Raw genomic sequence first — 16,331 nt, 5'->3', positions numbered from 1 at the left:
TTAAAATTTATTTTATAGGCTTAATGGAGATTGCAAAACCACCACTTCTTACCATTTTAAAATTGATCTTAGACTTGCTTGTAATCTGTTTTTTGTAGATGTTATAGCTTTGAGGATTATTAATATAATCAGCGTCTTTACCGTCTTCATAAATTGTTGCCTCATATTTCTGACCTTTATCCAGGAAAGAGAAGTCTACTGTGTATTCACGTTTGTTCTCGTCTGTAATTCCACCCACGAACCAATTGTCGGTTCCTTTAGCTTTTCTGGCTGTAATTACGTAATCTCCAGGCTCTGCTGCCAGGATTTTTGTATCGTCCCAATCCGCTGCTACATCTTTGATAAACTGGAAAGCATCCATATGCTTCTTGTAATTCTCAGGTAGATCGGCAGCCATCTGAAGTGGCATATACATGGTAACATATAATGCCAGCTGTTTTACCAAAGTAGTCTTTACAAATCGTTTATCACCTGGGAAGTAATAATCCAGTTTAGTCTGGAAAATTCCCGGAGTATAATCCATTGAACCTCCCATCCATCTTGTAAATGGTAAAATGGTTTGATGATCTGCATTATTTCCTCCAAATGCCTCATATTCCGTTCCACGGGCTGCTTCTGCGGAAATGTAATTCGGATAGGTACGGCTTTCTCCTGTCGGACGTACAGATTCATGAGAATTAACCATGATCTTATATTCATTCGCTTTCTCTGCAATTCTGTAAAAATGATTGATCGTCCACTGAGAATAATGGTGCTCGCCTCTTGGAATAATATCTCCTACATATCCTGTTTTTACAGCATCGTATCCATATTTATTCATTAACTGGAAAGCTTTATCGGACCATCTTTCATAATTGGTTGCCGAACCTGAAGTTTCATGATGCATGATCAATTTGATCCCTTTGGAGTGGGCATAATCATTCAGCATTTTGATATCAAAATCCGGATAAGGTGTAATGAAGTCAAAAACAAATTCCTTTGAATGTCCAAACCAGTCTTCCCAACCGATATTCCAACCTTCGATCAGAAGTCCCTGAAATCCGTTTTCAGCAGCAAAGTCGATATACTCTTTAACTTTAGTATTGTTCGCAGCATGCTTTCCGTTTGGAGTTAATTTGGTAAAATCGGTTTTACCTAAATGAACATTTTCTGCCGTAGAATAAGCCCATTGGGATTTTCCGATGATCATTTCCCACCAAACACCCATATATTTTGTAGGGTGAATATAAGAAGTATCGGTATATTTAGTCGGCTCATTAAGATTAAATATCATTTTTGAGTCCATTACCTCTTCTGCTTTTGGAGATACTATAATCGTTCTCCATGGCGTAACAGAAGGAGTTTGAATATATCCTTTCGCTCCTTGCCTGTCGGCTGTAAGATGCGTTTTAAATTTAAAATTCTGAGCATCCACTTCCAGATGCGAAGCAGGATAATCCAAAACCGCCGCTTCAGCTACATTGACGTATAAAGGACTTTTACCTTCTTTCTTTAACATTAAAGGAGACTGAACTGCATTTTTAACCAATGACTGAGAAGCATTGGCATCAAACGCTTTGTCCCATCGACCCGGGATTTCAGAAATTTTTGTTTCCTGATATTGGTACTCCTGAGAATCATAATCAGCCACAATCCACCATGCTTTCATATCTGTCGGAAAATCAATTTCAGAATCTTCCTCTCTGATCACAAAATAATTAAGGTTCTTCTGTTGTGGGAATTCATATCGGAAACCTAATCCGTCATTAAACAACCTGAATTTTACCACAATGCTTCTGTCTGTGGAAGCCTGATTAAGCGTAACAGCTAATTCATTATAGTTATTGATATAGTTTTTCTTTTCTCCAAGTACAGGCTGCCAGGTTTCATTTTTAGAATCCCTTTTCTCATCTGTCTTGGTAAACCCGTTATTCAAGTCAAATTTAGCGTCTTCTGCTTTTGCAATTTCAGAGGCAAATTTAATAGCTGTGTCTTTAAATAATCTCAATCCCAATTTAGAATCTTCAACAACTACTGCCCCATTATATTTTAAGTTATAATAAGGTACTCCCTGCTTTAGCTGAAAGTCCATTTCGAACTTTCCGTCCGGCGATTTTAAAGTTTGTGCATTAACACCCGCAAACATCATTGAGAACAATAAAGCTCCAACTGTAATTTTCTTCATAATGACTATTTATATGTTTAATAAATAAATAAAGTGTTACTAAAAAGCAACACCTTACTTTTTAAATTCTATGTAATTTAATATTTGATATAGTATTTTCAGGATATTTTAAAATACAGGAATTACAGAATATTCACCTGTTATATCATTAAAATATACATCATAATGGAATGCTGTAGCTAAAGGAATGTTGGCTCCTCCTACGGCTGCTACTCCAAAGAATTCCTGTGCTACTCCCCAACTTGTTCCCCAATCATGATTAGCTCTGAACTTAAATTCACCGGAATTCATTGCAACATTCTTCTTCACCCAAATATGAGGATCAAAAGTTGATTTCTGAAGATCAAGATCCGTATTCCAGTCCCCTGATGCTGTTCCAATCATTGAAATAGTTGTATAAGTTGTTGACGGAGCAGGTACAGATACTAAAGTATAAGTCAAAGCGGTTGTATTAATACTGAGCTTATAATACCCCGCAGCTGCAACAGGAATATTCCCTGATCCACCACTTGTACTTAATGTTCCTGGAGAACCTAATCCATATTGCGGATCCCATGATCCAGGAGTTTTAATCATTTTAAATTCTCCCTGTGCAAAATACCCAGTATAAGAATAGATCCCGGCAGTAGCCGTTTTTTGCAATGGAAGGAAATTAGTATTAGCTGTTGTATTTGTCCATCCGGCTGATGTGGCATCCCCTATTAGATATAAATCTGTATAGTTATAAACAGGTCCTAAAAGATATGGAGTGATTGTTAAAGTAATTACCTCAGAATAAAAGGGTGCTGCCCCGACTAAAGTTCTTAAGCGAACCTCAATTTCAGCTGCTGCATTTGTAGATGCTCCTAAACTCAATGCTATATTGTTAAGTTGTTTATGAGTAAAGGCTATAGGAGAATTTGTAGCTTCCATAGTAGAAGCATCTTTAAAACTTTTCCCTTTTATTGCAAACTGTAACTGTTGTGTGTAAACTACAGGTAGATCAAAAGTTGACTTACTCCAGGTTACATTCAAAGCTACGTTATCAGGATTGTTTTTATCCAAAACGATCGTTGTCTTATCTGGTGAAATCTTACTTTTGGTAGTTTCAGTAATAACAGCCTCATCATCGTCTTTTGTACATGAGATAACCCAAAGCCCTACGAAAGCTATTGCTAAGATTTTAAAAAAAATGTTTCATTTTTAGACTTTTTAAAGTTAATACCCTGGATTTTGAATCAAATTAGGATTAGCTACGATATCATTAGCTGGAATAGGAAATAGATTTCTATATTCATCCACTCCTTTTCCTTCTTTCACACCACCTTTCCAAGGCCATATATAAGCACTTGAGGTAAATTTCCCATATCGTATTAAATCAGTTCTTCTGGTAGCCTCCCACGACATTTCTCGCGCTCTTTCATCTAAGAAAAAGTCAGTATTAATTGATGTAACTAAGTTTCCTCCTGCTCTTGTTCTGAGAGCATTTACATATCCTAATGCAGTTGCAATATCACCTCCTGAACCACCTCTAGTAACAGCTTCGCCATACATTAAATAAATATCTGCTAAACGATATAATGGTATATCAGCATCTACAAAATTTCCTGTAGGGTCAGAACCTGGTGCATTGTTAGCATATTTTATATTTTTATATTTTATAAAAGCATATCCGTCAGTAAAAGCAGTTATATCATTAATCTCCAGATTTTGCCCGCTTGTATAGAAATTACCTCTTTGGTCATTAGAGTTTCCGTTAAACAAACTCACAAAGGATTTCGTCGTTCTTAAACCACCCCAACCACCATTGACACCAAATTGAGCAGCAGGCATTGAACCTCCAATAGCAGCATGTACCATGAAAGTTGAGCCCCCATAAGTTTTTGTACGCATTCCATCATAATTTACTGATAAAATAACCTCCGGATTATTCAAATTATTATCCGCCATAAACAATGAGCCATAATTTGATTTTAAGGCATACCCAGAACTAATTACTTTTTTACAATAAGTAATACAATCTGTATTTCTTTCTGTCCCCGTATAAACTTTTGCGTTTAGATACAGTCTTGCAAGTAATGCCCAGGCAGCAGCTTTATCCGCTCTACCATATTCATTTGTTTTAGGATCTTTTAAATCGTTGGCACAAGCCAATAATTCAGTTTCCACAAACTTAAATAATTCTGGTCTTGTAATTCTTGGAGGCGGATTATTAATGATATCAGTTGTTTCCAATACATAAGGAACATTTCCAAATAAATCTAAAGCATGATAGTATGATTGAGCTCTTAAAAATCGAGCTTCAGCATTCATATATTTAGCTTCAGTAAGATTACTTCCTGAAATTCCATTGGTAGCAAGTTTTTCATCGGTTGTATTTTTGATGAATTCATTACTAACAGCAATAACGTTATACATTCTATAATAAATCGCCGCAACAAAAGGATTTGAAGCATTCCAGGTCATATTATGCATTTCAGGCAAACCAGCATCACTCCAGGCAATAACAGCCTCATCTGTCGTCAATACCTGCATACTATACATCTGACGAAGATAATTGGAAAACCCACCATCTATACCTCCGATATCCGTATTTCCATCTCCATTATTTTCATCACCTTGTCCTCCAATTGCTAAACCTGCATAGATTTTTGCGAGAGCAGGTTTATAATTATTAAAATCTTTGTATAATACGGTAGAGGTTAAACCCAAGGTTGGCTCTCTTTCGAGATCCTGTGTACAAGATCCTGTTGAAATTAAAGTTCCTAATGTAATAGTTCCAATAATTAGTTTTTTATATAAATACTTATTTTTCATGATAGATTAAAATTGAAAGTTAAACCCTACTGAATAAACTTTAGGTCGTTGATAAAATCCGTTATCAATTCCACCAAAAACCTCAGGATCCACACCTTTGTATTTGGTGATTACAAATACATTTTGAGCCATTGCATTTATTCGTAAATTTGTGCCTTTCCCCATAAATTCACCTGCGTTATATCCAACCGTAATGTTATCCATTCTTAGGAACGAAGCATCTTCTATAAACATATCAGAGAATAACTGTGTAGTTGCAAACTGAGTATTTAGAACACTTGAATTGGTATTGCTTAAGAAATTGTTTGCCTGAATATTTGCTATGGAACTGTTAGAAGCTGAATTATTATAAACATAGTTACCTAAAACCGCTCTAAGGGATGTTCCAATATCCCATTTCTTAAACTTCACCTTTGTGGAAAAACCTAGTATAACATCCGGATTCGGTGATTTGTAAAAATATTTATCATCTTCTGTTATTTTTCCGTCCCCATTTCTGTCAATGTAAGCCCCGTCCAATGGTTTTCCGTTAGCACCGTAGACCTGTTGATAAACGTAAAAGGCATTAAGAGGTTGACCAACTGTAATTGCCTGAATATAATTGTTGATTCCAGAAATACTTCCAGCAGGTATCTTATAAGCAGAATCTACATATTGTGAAAGACTCGTAACTTTAGGATTGAATCTCGTTGCATTAAAATTTACATCCCACGTTAGATTTTCATTTTTTATCGGAATGATATTTAAATTAGCTTCAAATCCCTTATTAGCAATAATTCCAACATTTTTAATATTAAAGTTATTTAAATCTCCAGCCCAAGTTGGAACTTTTGCAATCAGATTCTCAGATTTCTTATCAAAATAATCTATTGAACCATTAATCCTACTATTAAGAATTTCGAAATCCAACCCTAAATTTTTTGTGGTTGTAGTCTCCCAAACCAGATTAGGATTATAAACATCCGGACGAAGTAACGTATAAAAGTTATTCCCAAATTGATACTGAGCAGTACTACTATTGCTATATGAATATGAACCAAAAGCAGGATAAAAATTACCTGTTTCCTGTTGTCCTGTTTTACCCCATCCAGCTCTTATTTTCAAGGAATTTATACTTGAAATATTCTTCAGAAAATTTTCTTCATTGATTTTCCAAGCAACTGACACTGCCGGGAAATTACCCCATAAGTTATTTTTATCAACTCCATTCCAGAATGTAGAAGAACCATCTCTTCTTATTGATCCGTTAATGACATATTTATTAGCTATAGTAAAAATACCTCTAGCATAAAAAGACAATAAGGTTCTTCTTGTGTCTCCGGGAGTTGAATAATCTGTTTTTTGGTTGCCATAATATGTAGGTGCTTCAGGAGTAATAGAACGAGTATCCTGATAAGAATAACCTGCAATAATATCCAAATTGGTATCTATTGCATCAATTTTCTTAACATAATTTAAATATGACTCGAAAAGTTTACTTTTTATTTCTTGGGAATACGAACGGTAAGATCCTAAACTCCCTATTCCTTGAGCATAGTCTTTTGATACATTTACAGATCCATCACTTTTTGCATAATCATATGATCCCGTCACATTTAAACGTAAATCAGGCAGAAAATGGAATTTATAATCTAATTGAAGGCTAGGTATAATCCTAAAAACAGACGAAAGATCTCTTTTCCCGTACAATAATCCCAAGGGATTTCTGGTACCATTTACATTTAGTCCTGTAGCCTGATTTTGAGGATCCAACCACTCATAATACCCTCCATAATTTGAATTACCAGAATACACAGGCTGAGTAGGATCAAAATAGATAGATGCTCCAATAGCCCCTTTATCTGGAAATCTGTTCTCAGAAAATGTTCCTTTAAAGTTACCATTAACAGTTAAGTGATTATCAAAAAATTTAGGTGAAAAATTTAAACCTAAAGATGTTCTTTTAAACTCATTTGTTCTAACAATACCATTTTGTTCATTATATCCTATAGAAACTCGATAAGGTAATTTTTTAATACCTCCGGAGAAAGCTATATTATTGTCAGTTCCCCATGCTTGTTGATAAATCTGATCCTGCCAATTGGTATTTGCATTTCCTAGGTATGTCTTTTGAAGTGCAGTTCCGTATGTATTTACAAAATCTCGAAATTGGCTGGCATTGAGGACGTCCACATTACCCATTTTGGTAGAGACTGAAAAATTGGTATTGAAGTTAACTTTCAATTTACCTGTAGTTCCTTTCTTTGTTGTAATTAAAATGACCCCATTTGAAGCTCTGTTACCATAAATCGCTGCGGAAGAAGCATCCTTTAAAATATCAAAAGTTTCAATATCATTTGGATTTATGAGAGCTAATGGATTAGTGGCACCACTTAAGCTATTAAAGTCAATAGGTACACCATCAATTACTATTAATGGATCATTATTAATAAATGAAGAACCTCCTCTTACTCTTATAGTAGAACCTGCACCGGGCGCTCCACTGTTCCCAGTTATCTGCACGCCTGGGGTTTTTCCCACAATTAATTGGTCTGCAGTTGCTGCACCACCATTAAAATCTTTTGATGTCACTGAAGAAATAGATCCTGTTAAATCTGTTTTCTTCTGCTTTCCATATCCAATCAGCACCACTTCCTCTATTTTCTTTTCTTTAGTCACAGAGTCTTGTGCATAAACCATTGAACTGGCCAATAAAAAAGCAGGTGCTATTTTTAATACCGTTGTAAAATTTCTCACAATATTTTTTTTTATATAGTTTCGTTTTTGTAGTAATAATGGCGTGAAAACCACGCTTGCAATTTAGAAAAAAATTAGAATTATCATAAATTTAATAAAACTTTAGATAATTTTATGTAAATTAAACGCGGTCCAAAGATTAGATTTCTGCTTTTCATCAATTTACACGATCTTATGCATTGCATAATATTATCGCAGGATTAACAAAAAGTTAAACAAACGTTTAACAAAATGTAATATTTATTTCCCAATAATCGCTTATTGTTGCTAATATTAAGGGCCATCAAGAATTTTCGGGAGATAATCCGTATATTTGTAGTTAAATTATTACTATAAATGTCAAACAGAAAGATGATTACGGCAGCTTTGCCTTATGCAAACGGACCGGTTCATATAGGACATTTGGCAGGTGTTTATATTCCTGCGGATGTTTACGCAAGATTTCAAAGAAGGTCAGGAAAAGATGTAGCGTTTATCTGTGGTTCGGATGAGCACGGAATTCCTATTACCATAAGAGCCAAAAAGGAAGGAGTTACTCCTCAGGATATTGTGGATAAATACCATGAGATCATTAAAAAATCTTTTTCAGATCTTGGAATTTCATTCGATGAATATTCCAGAACCACTTCTAAAAAACATTATGAAACCAGCCAGGATTTCTTTAAAACATTATATGAAAAGGGAAAATTTACTGAGGAAGTTTCTGAACAATATTTTGATGAGCAGGCTAACGAGTTTTTAGCGGACCGCTATATTGTAGGAACATGTCCTAATTGTGGGAATGAAAATGCTTACGGAGATCAGTGTGAGAAATGTGGTACTACCCTTTCTCCTTCAGAACTGATCAATCCGAAATCAATGTTAAGTGGAAATGTTCCGATCCTTAAAGAAACCAAAAACTGGTATTTACCTTTAAATGAATATGAAGATTTCTTAAACGAATGGATCATTGAAGGCCATAAAGACGACTGGAAGCCCAATGTATACGGGCAGGTAAAATCATGGTTAAATGACGGATTAAAACCACGTGCAATGACCAGGGACCTCAACTGGGGAGTTCCGGTTCCTCTTCCTAATGCAGAAGGAAAAGTATTGTATGTTTGGTTCGATGCTCCTATCGGATATATTTCATTCACTCAGGAATGGGCAGAGAAAAACGGAAAAAACTGGAAGGACTACTGGCAAAGTGAAGACAGTGACCTGATTCACTTTATCGGAAAAGATAATATTGTATTCCATTGTATTATTTTCCCGGCAATGATGAAGGCACACGGAGATTATATAATGCCTAAAAATGTTCCGGCATTTGAGTTCCTGAACCTTGAAAACGATAAAATCTCAACTTCAAGAAACTGGGCGGTATGGGCACATGAGTATGTTGAAGATTTCCCGGGACAACAGGATGTTTTGAGATATGCTCTTCTTTCTTCTGCTCCTGAAACAAAGGATAATAATTTTACGTGGAAAGATTTTCAGACAAAAAATAACTCGGAACTAGTAAATAAGTTTGGAAACTTTATAAACAGAGTTATTTCGTTTACAAATAAAAACTTCGAAGGAAAAGTTCCAAATGGTATCTTAGATGAAGAGACTAAAAATGCAATTAAAATTGCATTAGATGAGGTAAGTAATTATCTAGAAAAATATGAATTTAGAAATGCACTAAATTCATTTATGGCTCTAGTAGATTATGGTAATTTATATCTTCAAAATGCCGCTCCTTGGAAAGCGATAGCTGAAAACAAGGATGCAGCGGGTCAAACGATGTTTGTTGGAGCACAAATTGCAGCAGTTGTTGCTCAATTATGTGAACCTTTTATGCCTTTTACTGCTGAAAAGCTATTTGGATACTTTAATATTGACAAAAAGAATTGGAACGAGATAAAAAATTCTGAAATCCAAATTGAAGCTGGTCATAAAATTGAGAATGCACCATTGCTTTTTAATAAGATTGAAGATGACGTTATAGAAGCACAGATTCAAAAACTGGAGAATACAAAACAGAATAATAAAAAAAACAAATCCTAACGCAAAACCGATGAAAGAGGAAATTACTTTTGATGATTTTACTAAAATAGACTTAAGAACGGCTACTATTATAGAGGCTGAAAAAGTAGAAAAAGCCGATAAGCTATTAAAGTTTACGGTTGACACAGGAGTTGATATAAGAACAGTAGTTTCAGGAGTTGCTGAGAGTTTTACTCCGGAAGAATTGATCGGAAAACAGGTGATGATCTTATTAAACCTGGCTCCAAGAAAAATTCGTGGAATAGAATCTCAGGGTATGTTATTATTAACCACAAAGCCGGATGGAAAACTATCTTTTGTTACTCCGGATGACAGCAATGTTGAAAACGGTATTGAAATAGGCTAAATATTTAAATGCATAGTAAAAAAATCCCCTAAGGTTTTACCTTAGGGGATTTTTATTTTTATACAATTGTCCTCGCAGGGATACTCATATTCTATTTCTTCATTAGTTTTGCCAAATAAGCATCTTCATCCTGCATCACCTTTTCAATATTGAAACCATTATTTTCTGCAGCATTCTTTAAAGTCTCAAAATCCAGGTATAACCACTTGATAGGATCTTCGGACTCTCCTTTATAGTGTACGATATAATCCAATTCTCCGTAATAACCTTCTGCCGGGATATATACTCCGCCATCTTCATCCCGGTCAAACATGTATAAAATATCTGTACTGTCGATTAAAACCTGTCCGTTATCATTGAGCAATAAATGCAGTTTTTGGAGGTAATTATCTATTTCAGCCAGGCTTCCAAAAATCCCGGTTCCATTCATTAACAACAATATGGTATCAAAAGTTTCGCCAGAGAAATCAAGCATATTCTCGCAGACAGCTTTTTTAATTCCTCTTATCTGACACACCTGAATCGATTTTTGGGAAATATCCAATGCCACAACATCCAGATTCCTGATATCCTGAAGATATAAAGAATGAGAACCAGCTCCGGCTCCGATATCTAAAACCTTTCCATAAGATGATTCCAGAGCTTTTTGTTCCAAGGCATTCATCTCTTCAAAGGTTCTGAAAAGATAATCTACAGGAAGTTCATCCAGTTCGGAAATTGAAGTTTCAGTCTGCAAATCTTCAGGATCTTCATTATGATGGTAATCCCAGATTGCTTTTCCCATTAAATCTTTCATAATAACTTTTAATCAAGCAAAGATAAGATTTTTGCCTTGAAAAGCTATCGCGGTAATTGATAGAACAAAAGATAGTCTAATCCAATTAGCGGAGATTAATTTGTTACCGGTAGTAACAGATAGCCCCGATAGGAACGGTTACCCCACAGCAAGAATCGGGAAAGCAAGGCGCGAGGAGTATGAGTGGATAGCGGGAAAAAGCTTCAAAATATACCTATCAAAAGAAACCCGAACGATTTGTCGGGACCATTCTTATTCATTCGCATGCAATTCTCTCCTCCTTTCTGCCTGTGACTCATCTTGCGCAGCACCGGCTTTCCAGTATGAATATGCATATAGCTCAGACTGATTCCAGCTCTTTTCTTTTCTGAAATAATTGCGAACCTCTTTCATGGTGGAGAGTTCACAGGCAATATATCCGAATTTTGAAGTTTCCGGGATCTCCACCCTTCGCACCACCTCAGCAAGCTTGTTTCCTAAGTGAGCATCAGGATTATGAACCCATATGAATTCAATATCGGCCTTGGTTTCCAATTCCTGCTCGTCTTCTCTCCCATGGACTTCGATGACACAAACTCCTTTTGCCGTTTCGGGAAGGGTTTCTAAAATGGCACTCAAAACCGGAATTGCAGTACCATCACCAATAAGAAAATACCAATCTGCCTGAGGATAAAGTTCCTTGGCCTCTGTACGCATCATCACGCCTAGCTTTGAGCCCTTTTTCGCATCTCTAGCCCATTTTGAAGCAGGACCACTATCACCGTGATCAATAAAGTCAATAACCAGTTCATTGGCTTCAAAATCAATTCCCCGATGCGTATACGTACGGATAAAGGGAGCGACTTCCTTTGATGGATGGATCCATTCATGATTTTCATTTAAAGTTGGAAAATAGATCTCGTTCAGCCCATGGGGAGGAATCGCAATTTTATTGTTATCACCGATCGTTGTATTTCTGAACATCGAAACATCTTCGGCCTTAAGATAAACTCTGATAAAATGAGGAGTTATGTATTGTTTTTTGATTACTTCGGCAACGATCTGCCCTGCTTGCATTGTAGCCATACCTTTTTTTTTTAATTAATATGCTATACACCAATCATCCTTTGAAGCCTTTGATAATAGGACATAAGGATAAAGAACATTCTTCATAAAGAATGATACAAATGTAGTTAATTATTTTTATTACGTCTAAATAAAAATAATATTATTGAAATAAATTACATTTTATCGGGTTCATTTTCATACCATAAGATACCAAACAAGAAAACGTAAACCCCAGACTCAAAATAAATCCGGGGTTTACAAGTGAAAAACAAGGTATCTTTACAAAGCGGGACCAGCCGCATCTTTTATTTCTTCTAACAATTTTTTACGTTCTCTCAATCTCCTTCTGGCAATCACGGATTTACCACCCAGCATTCTGATAAATCTACCATACTGAAACCGTTCTTTACCGAAATGATGGGTTAAAACGTAAGCCAATACCCCTAAACCTACTATTATAATGTAACCAAATATCTTTTTGGACGCGATAATGATCGCATTCAGCTGAACGAGTTTCATATTACCGGAAAGTGTTTGAGGAGTCACTGTCATTCCATCAATATAAACAGCCAGATCTCCTACCGCCACCACCTGAAAGTGGTATTGAAACCATGAATAGATTGCTGAAAATATACCTACCGCTAAGAATGTTCTCCAAACCAGCACCAAGCCAATTGCAGCAAGCATATCATCAAGCTCCAGTTTATCAAGCGTATAATACCATACTGAGATAAACAATGAACACATCCCATAACCTTTTAAAAACATAGGCAGATACCAACCTTCATAATTGAATTCCAATACCATTGAAAAGTACATGATCACAGCATATCCTATCATCGCAGAAAATCCTGAAAAAATGAACATCTTTAAAGGTTTTTCATTTTTAAACCAGAAAATAGCTGTAATCCCGGCCAGAATAATTCCCGGAATCATCAGGATGCTGAGCCTTGCATTGGTCAATTGATCATATCCCAATACTCCCACCGCAAACGTATTTTGCAAAGTTGTTGTCCCTAAAAACATTCCCAGCCAGAACAACATGAACAATCCATTCTGGACATTGTTTCTTTTGAATATGGAAAATGACAGATAAGGTCTTTTTAATGTTAATTGTCGTGTTGCCAATAACGCAAAACTTATAAAAGCACCAATGCTGGCCTTTATTATTTTCGAAGAATTCCACCAATCCTGCTGTTTTCCAAAAGAATATACATATGCCGAAAACATGAATGAGGAAATAAAAAGCAGAATACTCAGCCAATCAATATAATGCAAAGGAACTTTAAGGGCAAAATATTTATCATGCATAAAGATCCAATGAATCAGTGCCAGTACAAAACATAAAACGGACACAATAATGTAAAAATGCTGCCAGTTGTAAAGAACAGACACTTCTACAGCATAATAACTTGCCACCTGATTCATCATAAGGACGAACGTATAAAATGCTCCGTAGAACATCCCCCTGTTTCCTATCATTGCCATTAATGGTAAGAACAGTTCAATAGTAACCATCATTTTCAGAAAACCGATGACTAGTGCTGTTATTACGATTACCATTGGCTGCAGTGTGGTAGCATTAACATAGCTTAGTAGTCCTAAAAGAACAAGAATTAAAGTGATCTTATCCCGTACTTTAAATCTCATCTTCATTCTTAGAACTACGGGCATACAGGCTCCCATTCCTATTGTCGTTGCATAATTTGCCCATAGAAAATATTCTGACAGAGCTCCCGTTCCTCCTACAAGATAACTTATATTACCTGTATACACTCCCCCCAACGGCATTACCACGGCAAGAAGTAATACGATCAGTAAAAGCTGAACCGGCTTTGGAACCCAATCATGATATAAGCCTTTATTGTACATTTTTTTATTTTTTTTAGATGTTACAGACAATTGAAAAGTTGAAAATGATATCTTACGGACAAATCTTTCAATTTTTTAATCTTTTTTGTTAACATTCACATTCATATTCATCCCCGCACTCAGTTTATTGATATCCTCTTTTTTATTAGCGGCAGTAAATTCTATTCTTACGGGAATTCTCTGCTGTACTTTAATGAAGTTACCGGTAGAGTTGTCTGTCGGAACACTGGAATATCTCGATCCAGTAGCTGCAGAAATAGCCGTAACAATTCCTTCAAATTGTTGTCCGCCGAGCGCATCCGCCGTCATTATCATCTTCTCTCCAATTTTAACATTCGGCATCTGGCTTTCCAGAAAATTGGCAGTTACCCATTTCTGACCATTCAGTACAATCGTAGCTACCTGCTGCCCCGGCTGGATCAGTTGGCCTTCGGAAATCGTTCTTCTCCCCATAACGCCGTCATAGGGTGCAGTAATTACGGTATAAGAAAGATTGATTCTTGCCATATCCAATGCCGATTTTGTTCTTTTGATCTCGGCATCATTGATCCTAAGCTTGCTTTTAACTTCCGTCGTAGAAAGGTTCGCTGATTGCTTTTGATTAACTAATGTTTCGTAAGCTGCTTTTTGTGCATCATATTCTGTTTTCACCTGGTCATATTGTTGTCTGGTAACAGCTTCTGAAGCCAACAGGTTTTTGTACCTGTTCAGGTTTTGTTCGGCATTCCATAATCTGGCTTTTGCCCCTGCTATATTAGACTCCATCACGTTAACATTATTAGAAACCGTATTTACGGATGATGACGTAGCGGAGCGCTGTGCCAAGGCATTTTGATACGCTGCTTCGGCCTGGCCTAGCTGGGTTAAAATTTCATTTTTATCTAAAATAACCAAAGTATCTCCTTTTTTTACCTGCTGGTGCTCAATAAATTTAATTTCTCTGATATAGGCTGAAACCCTGGTATTGATTGGATTGATAAATTCTTCAACCTGGGCTGCTTCTGTATAAGTCTTATCTCCGATATGAAAATATTCCCTAACCAGCCAGAATAAGCCAAAACCAATAGCCAGAAATACAATAATGTTGGAAATAATTGCTCTAATTTTATTTTTCCTGGCTTCCTTCTTTTTAGCTACTGCGCTTGAAACCGCAGGTGCCTGTTCTATATTTTGTTGTTCCTTGTTTTCCATTATCTTGATTTTCAGTTTTAAAAATTAAAGTGTTCCCGTAGATTTTAAAAGATTATAATATTGATACAGAACATTGATCTCTGCATTGGCAAAGTCCAGTTCAGACTGTAATTTCTGATTTTGAGCATCAATCATTTCGGCTTGTACAGCCAGCTGATTAAGATATTTAGCCTCTGTAATCTTGTAATTCTCTTCGGCCAGTTTTTTGGCGTCATTAAGAATATCAGCCTGCTGAATAGATTCCTGGTATTTTACATAAGCCGCATTAACTCCCATATCTACATTTTGCTGAACTAAAGTCATTGCATCTCCGGCTTGCGTTTTTTGCATTTCTCCAAGTTTAATTTTCTCTTTCGTTTTATAAAGATTGTCGATATTATAACTTAGAGAAACTCCTGCCTGCCATCCTCCGGAATACATATCCAGAACAGGATTTCTTGTCGTAATCGGGCGCTGTAAAGTATAACCTCCAAAACCGGATAACGTAGGAAGCTGATCGGTTTTTATAATCTCTATATTTTTATTTGCAACATCAATATTCGTTTTGGCAGACTTTAGCTGTGGATTACTGTTATGAGCCAGATCCATATAATACTCCATTCCGATACCCGCTTCCTTATTGTCTAAACTTTCGACAGGAATAATTTCTGTTTCAGAAGGTAACCCTAATGCAATATTCATATTATAATTAAGGATCTTCCGGTTATTAACAAGCGTTAAGATTCCCTGATCGAGATTCTTTATTGCCAACTCTCCACGGATTACTTCATTGCGGGTAACCATTCCTTGCTGATAAAATTTCTGGATGTTTTTCAAGCGTTCCTGGGCCAGCTTCTTATTGTTCTGAAAAACGGATTCCTGATTAAGAATTTTGTAGATATCCAGATAATTGGATATAACTAAGAGCTTAACGTCCTGTTTATTCTTTTCAAGATCCAATTCAGAAAGCTGTTCCCTTAATCCGGCTAATTCTATAGATTTATTCACCAATCCTCCTTTGAAGATTAACTGAGTAGCCTGTACTGCATATGAGCTTCCATAGTGAGGCATAGGAATAGTGGTAGAACCCGAAAAATCTTTGTCAATTGCTACTGCATCTCCCAAGTAAAACTGACTTGTTGATGCTGTTATATTTGGCAACTTCTGGAGTTTTGCGACACCTGTCTGTTGTTTTGCAATATTGATATTTTGAGCGGTAACTTTTAGCTGCTGATGATTCTGAAGAGCCAGTTCAGCGACCTCATTCGCTGTCATCTGTCTGACTTCCTGAGAAAAAAACAGCGCAGGGAATATAGCTATCAAAACTGATAGTGCTGTTTTTATGTAATGTATCATTTTACCTTGTTTTTACATAG

Annotated in this window: 9 protein-coding genes and 1 pseudogene; 1 reads left to right on the top strand and 9 read right to left on the bottom strand. The window is 36.1% G+C overall.

All coding sequences use genetic code 11. The features are described 5' to 3' along the window. Positions 1 to 7: 7 nt before the first annotated feature. From ACJ5H0_RS20125 to ACJ5H0_RS20110, 4 genes are all read right to left on the bottom strand, one after another. On the bottom strand, positions 8 to 2,164 hold the full coding sequence (locus ACJ5H0_RS20125) for a glycoside hydrolase family 97 protein (protein WP_273647510.1): 2,157 nt from the start codon (positions 2,162 to 2,164) through the stop codon (positions 8 to 10). A 108-nt stretch (positions 2,165 to 2,272) separates the two neighbouring features. After that, complete coding sequence (locus ACJ5H0_RS20120; RefSeq protein ID WP_411251931.1) at positions 2,273 to 3,292, bottom strand: SusE domain-containing protein; 1,020 nt, start codon at positions 3,290 to 3,292, stop codon at positions 2,273 to 2,275. A gap of 69 nt (positions 3,293 to 3,361) precedes the next feature. Then, positions 3,362 to 4,960 (bottom strand): RagB/SusD family nutrient uptake outer membrane protein, encoded by a 1,599-nt coding sequence (locus ACJ5H0_RS20115; RefSeq protein WP_273647508.1) that lies wholly within the window; start codon positions 4,958 to 4,960, stop codon positions 3,362 to 3,364. 6 nt (positions 4,961 to 4,966) lie between these two features. Continuing rightward, positions 4,967 to 7,696, bottom strand: a complete 2,730-nt coding sequence (locus ACJ5H0_RS20110; RefSeq protein WP_273647507.1) for a SusC/RagA family TonB-linked outer membrane protein — start codon at positions 7,694 to 7,696, stop codon at positions 4,967 to 4,969. Positions 7,697 to 8,032: 336 nt separating this feature from the next. Between ACJ5H0_RS20110 and metG the strand changes: the two are divergent. Next, positions 8,033 to 10,070 (top strand): annotated as a pseudogene (metG, locus tag ACJ5H0_RS20105) (methionine--tRNA ligase). A gap of 91 nt (positions 10,071 to 10,161) precedes the next feature. Here the strand turns inward: metG and ACJ5H0_RS20100 are convergent. The 5 genes from ACJ5H0_RS20100 to ACJ5H0_RS20080 all read right to left on the bottom strand — a co-directional run bounded on the left by ACJ5H0_RS20100 (position 10,162) and on the right by ACJ5H0_RS20080 (position 16,311). Then, positions 10,162 to 10,866 (bottom strand): class I SAM-dependent methyltransferase, encoded by a 705-nt coding sequence (locus ACJ5H0_RS20100; RefSeq protein ID WP_273647505.1) that lies wholly within the window; start codon positions 10,864 to 10,866, stop codon positions 10,162 to 10,164. 252 nt (positions 10,867 to 11,118) lie between these two features. Then, complete coding sequence (locus ACJ5H0_RS20095; protein WP_273647504.1) at positions 11,119 to 11,931, bottom strand: siderophore-interacting protein; 813 nt, start codon at positions 11,929 to 11,931, stop codon at positions 11,119 to 11,121. A gap of 261 nt (positions 11,932 to 12,192) precedes the next feature. Next, complete coding sequence (locus tag ACJ5H0_RS20090; protein ID WP_411251792.1) at positions 12,193 to 13,785, bottom strand: efflux MFS transporter permease; 1,593 nt, start codon at positions 13,783 to 13,785, stop codon at positions 12,193 to 12,195. A 75-nt stretch (positions 13,786 to 13,860) separates the two neighbouring features. Next, positions 13,861 to 14,976, bottom strand: a complete 1,116-nt coding sequence (locus ACJ5H0_RS20085; RefSeq protein WP_411251790.1) for an HlyD family secretion protein — start codon at positions 14,974 to 14,976, stop codon at positions 13,861 to 13,863. A 24-nt stretch (positions 14,977 to 15,000) separates the two neighbouring features. After that, entirely contained in the window at positions 15,001 to 16,311 is a 1,311-nt protein-coding gene (locus ACJ5H0_RS20080; RefSeq protein WP_411251787.1) for a TolC family protein, read from the bottom strand. Positions 16,312 to 16,331 lie beyond the last annotated feature (20 nt).

It is taken from the genome of Chryseobacterium proteolyticum (genome assembly GCF_046591535.1).
GTDB lineage: Bacteria > Bacteroidota > Bacteroidia > Flavobacteriales > Weeksellaceae > Chryseobacterium > Chryseobacterium proteolyticum.
Note: the sequence above shows the minus strand (reverse complement) of the source record. Positions and strands in the feature narration are given on the sequence as shown.

What these genes read in the sequence shown, in the direction of transcription:
- ACJ5H0_RS20115 (WP_273647508.1), bottom strand. Translation starts at nt 4,960, where the DNA reads ATGAAAAATAAGTATTTATATAAAAAACTAATTATTGGAACTATTACA.
- ACJ5H0_RS20090 (WP_411251792.1), bottom strand. Translation starts at nt 13,785, where the DNA reads ATGTACAATAAAGGCTTATATCATGATTGGGTTCCAAAGCCGGTTCAG.
- ACJ5H0_RS20100 (WP_273647505.1), bottom strand. Translation starts at nt 10,866, where the DNA reads ATGAAAGATTTAATGGGAAAAGCAATCTGGGATTACCATCATAATGAA.
- ACJ5H0_RS20125 (WP_273647510.1), bottom strand. Translation starts at nt 2,164, where the DNA reads ATGAAGAAAATTACAGTTGGAGCTTTATTGTTCTCAATGATGTTTGCG.
- ACJ5H0_RS20085 (WP_411251790.1), bottom strand. Translation starts at nt 14,976, where the DNA reads ATGGAAAACAAGGAACAACAAAATATAGAACAGGCACCTGCGGTTTCA.
- ACJ5H0_RS20095 (WP_273647504.1), bottom strand. Translation starts at nt 11,931, where the DNA reads ATGGCTACAATGCAAGCAGGGCAGATCGTTGCCGAAGTAATCAAAAAA.
- ACJ5H0_RS20080 (WP_411251787.1), bottom strand. Translation starts at nt 16,311, where the DNA reads ATGATACATTACATAAAAACAGCACTATCAGTTTTGATAGCTATATTC.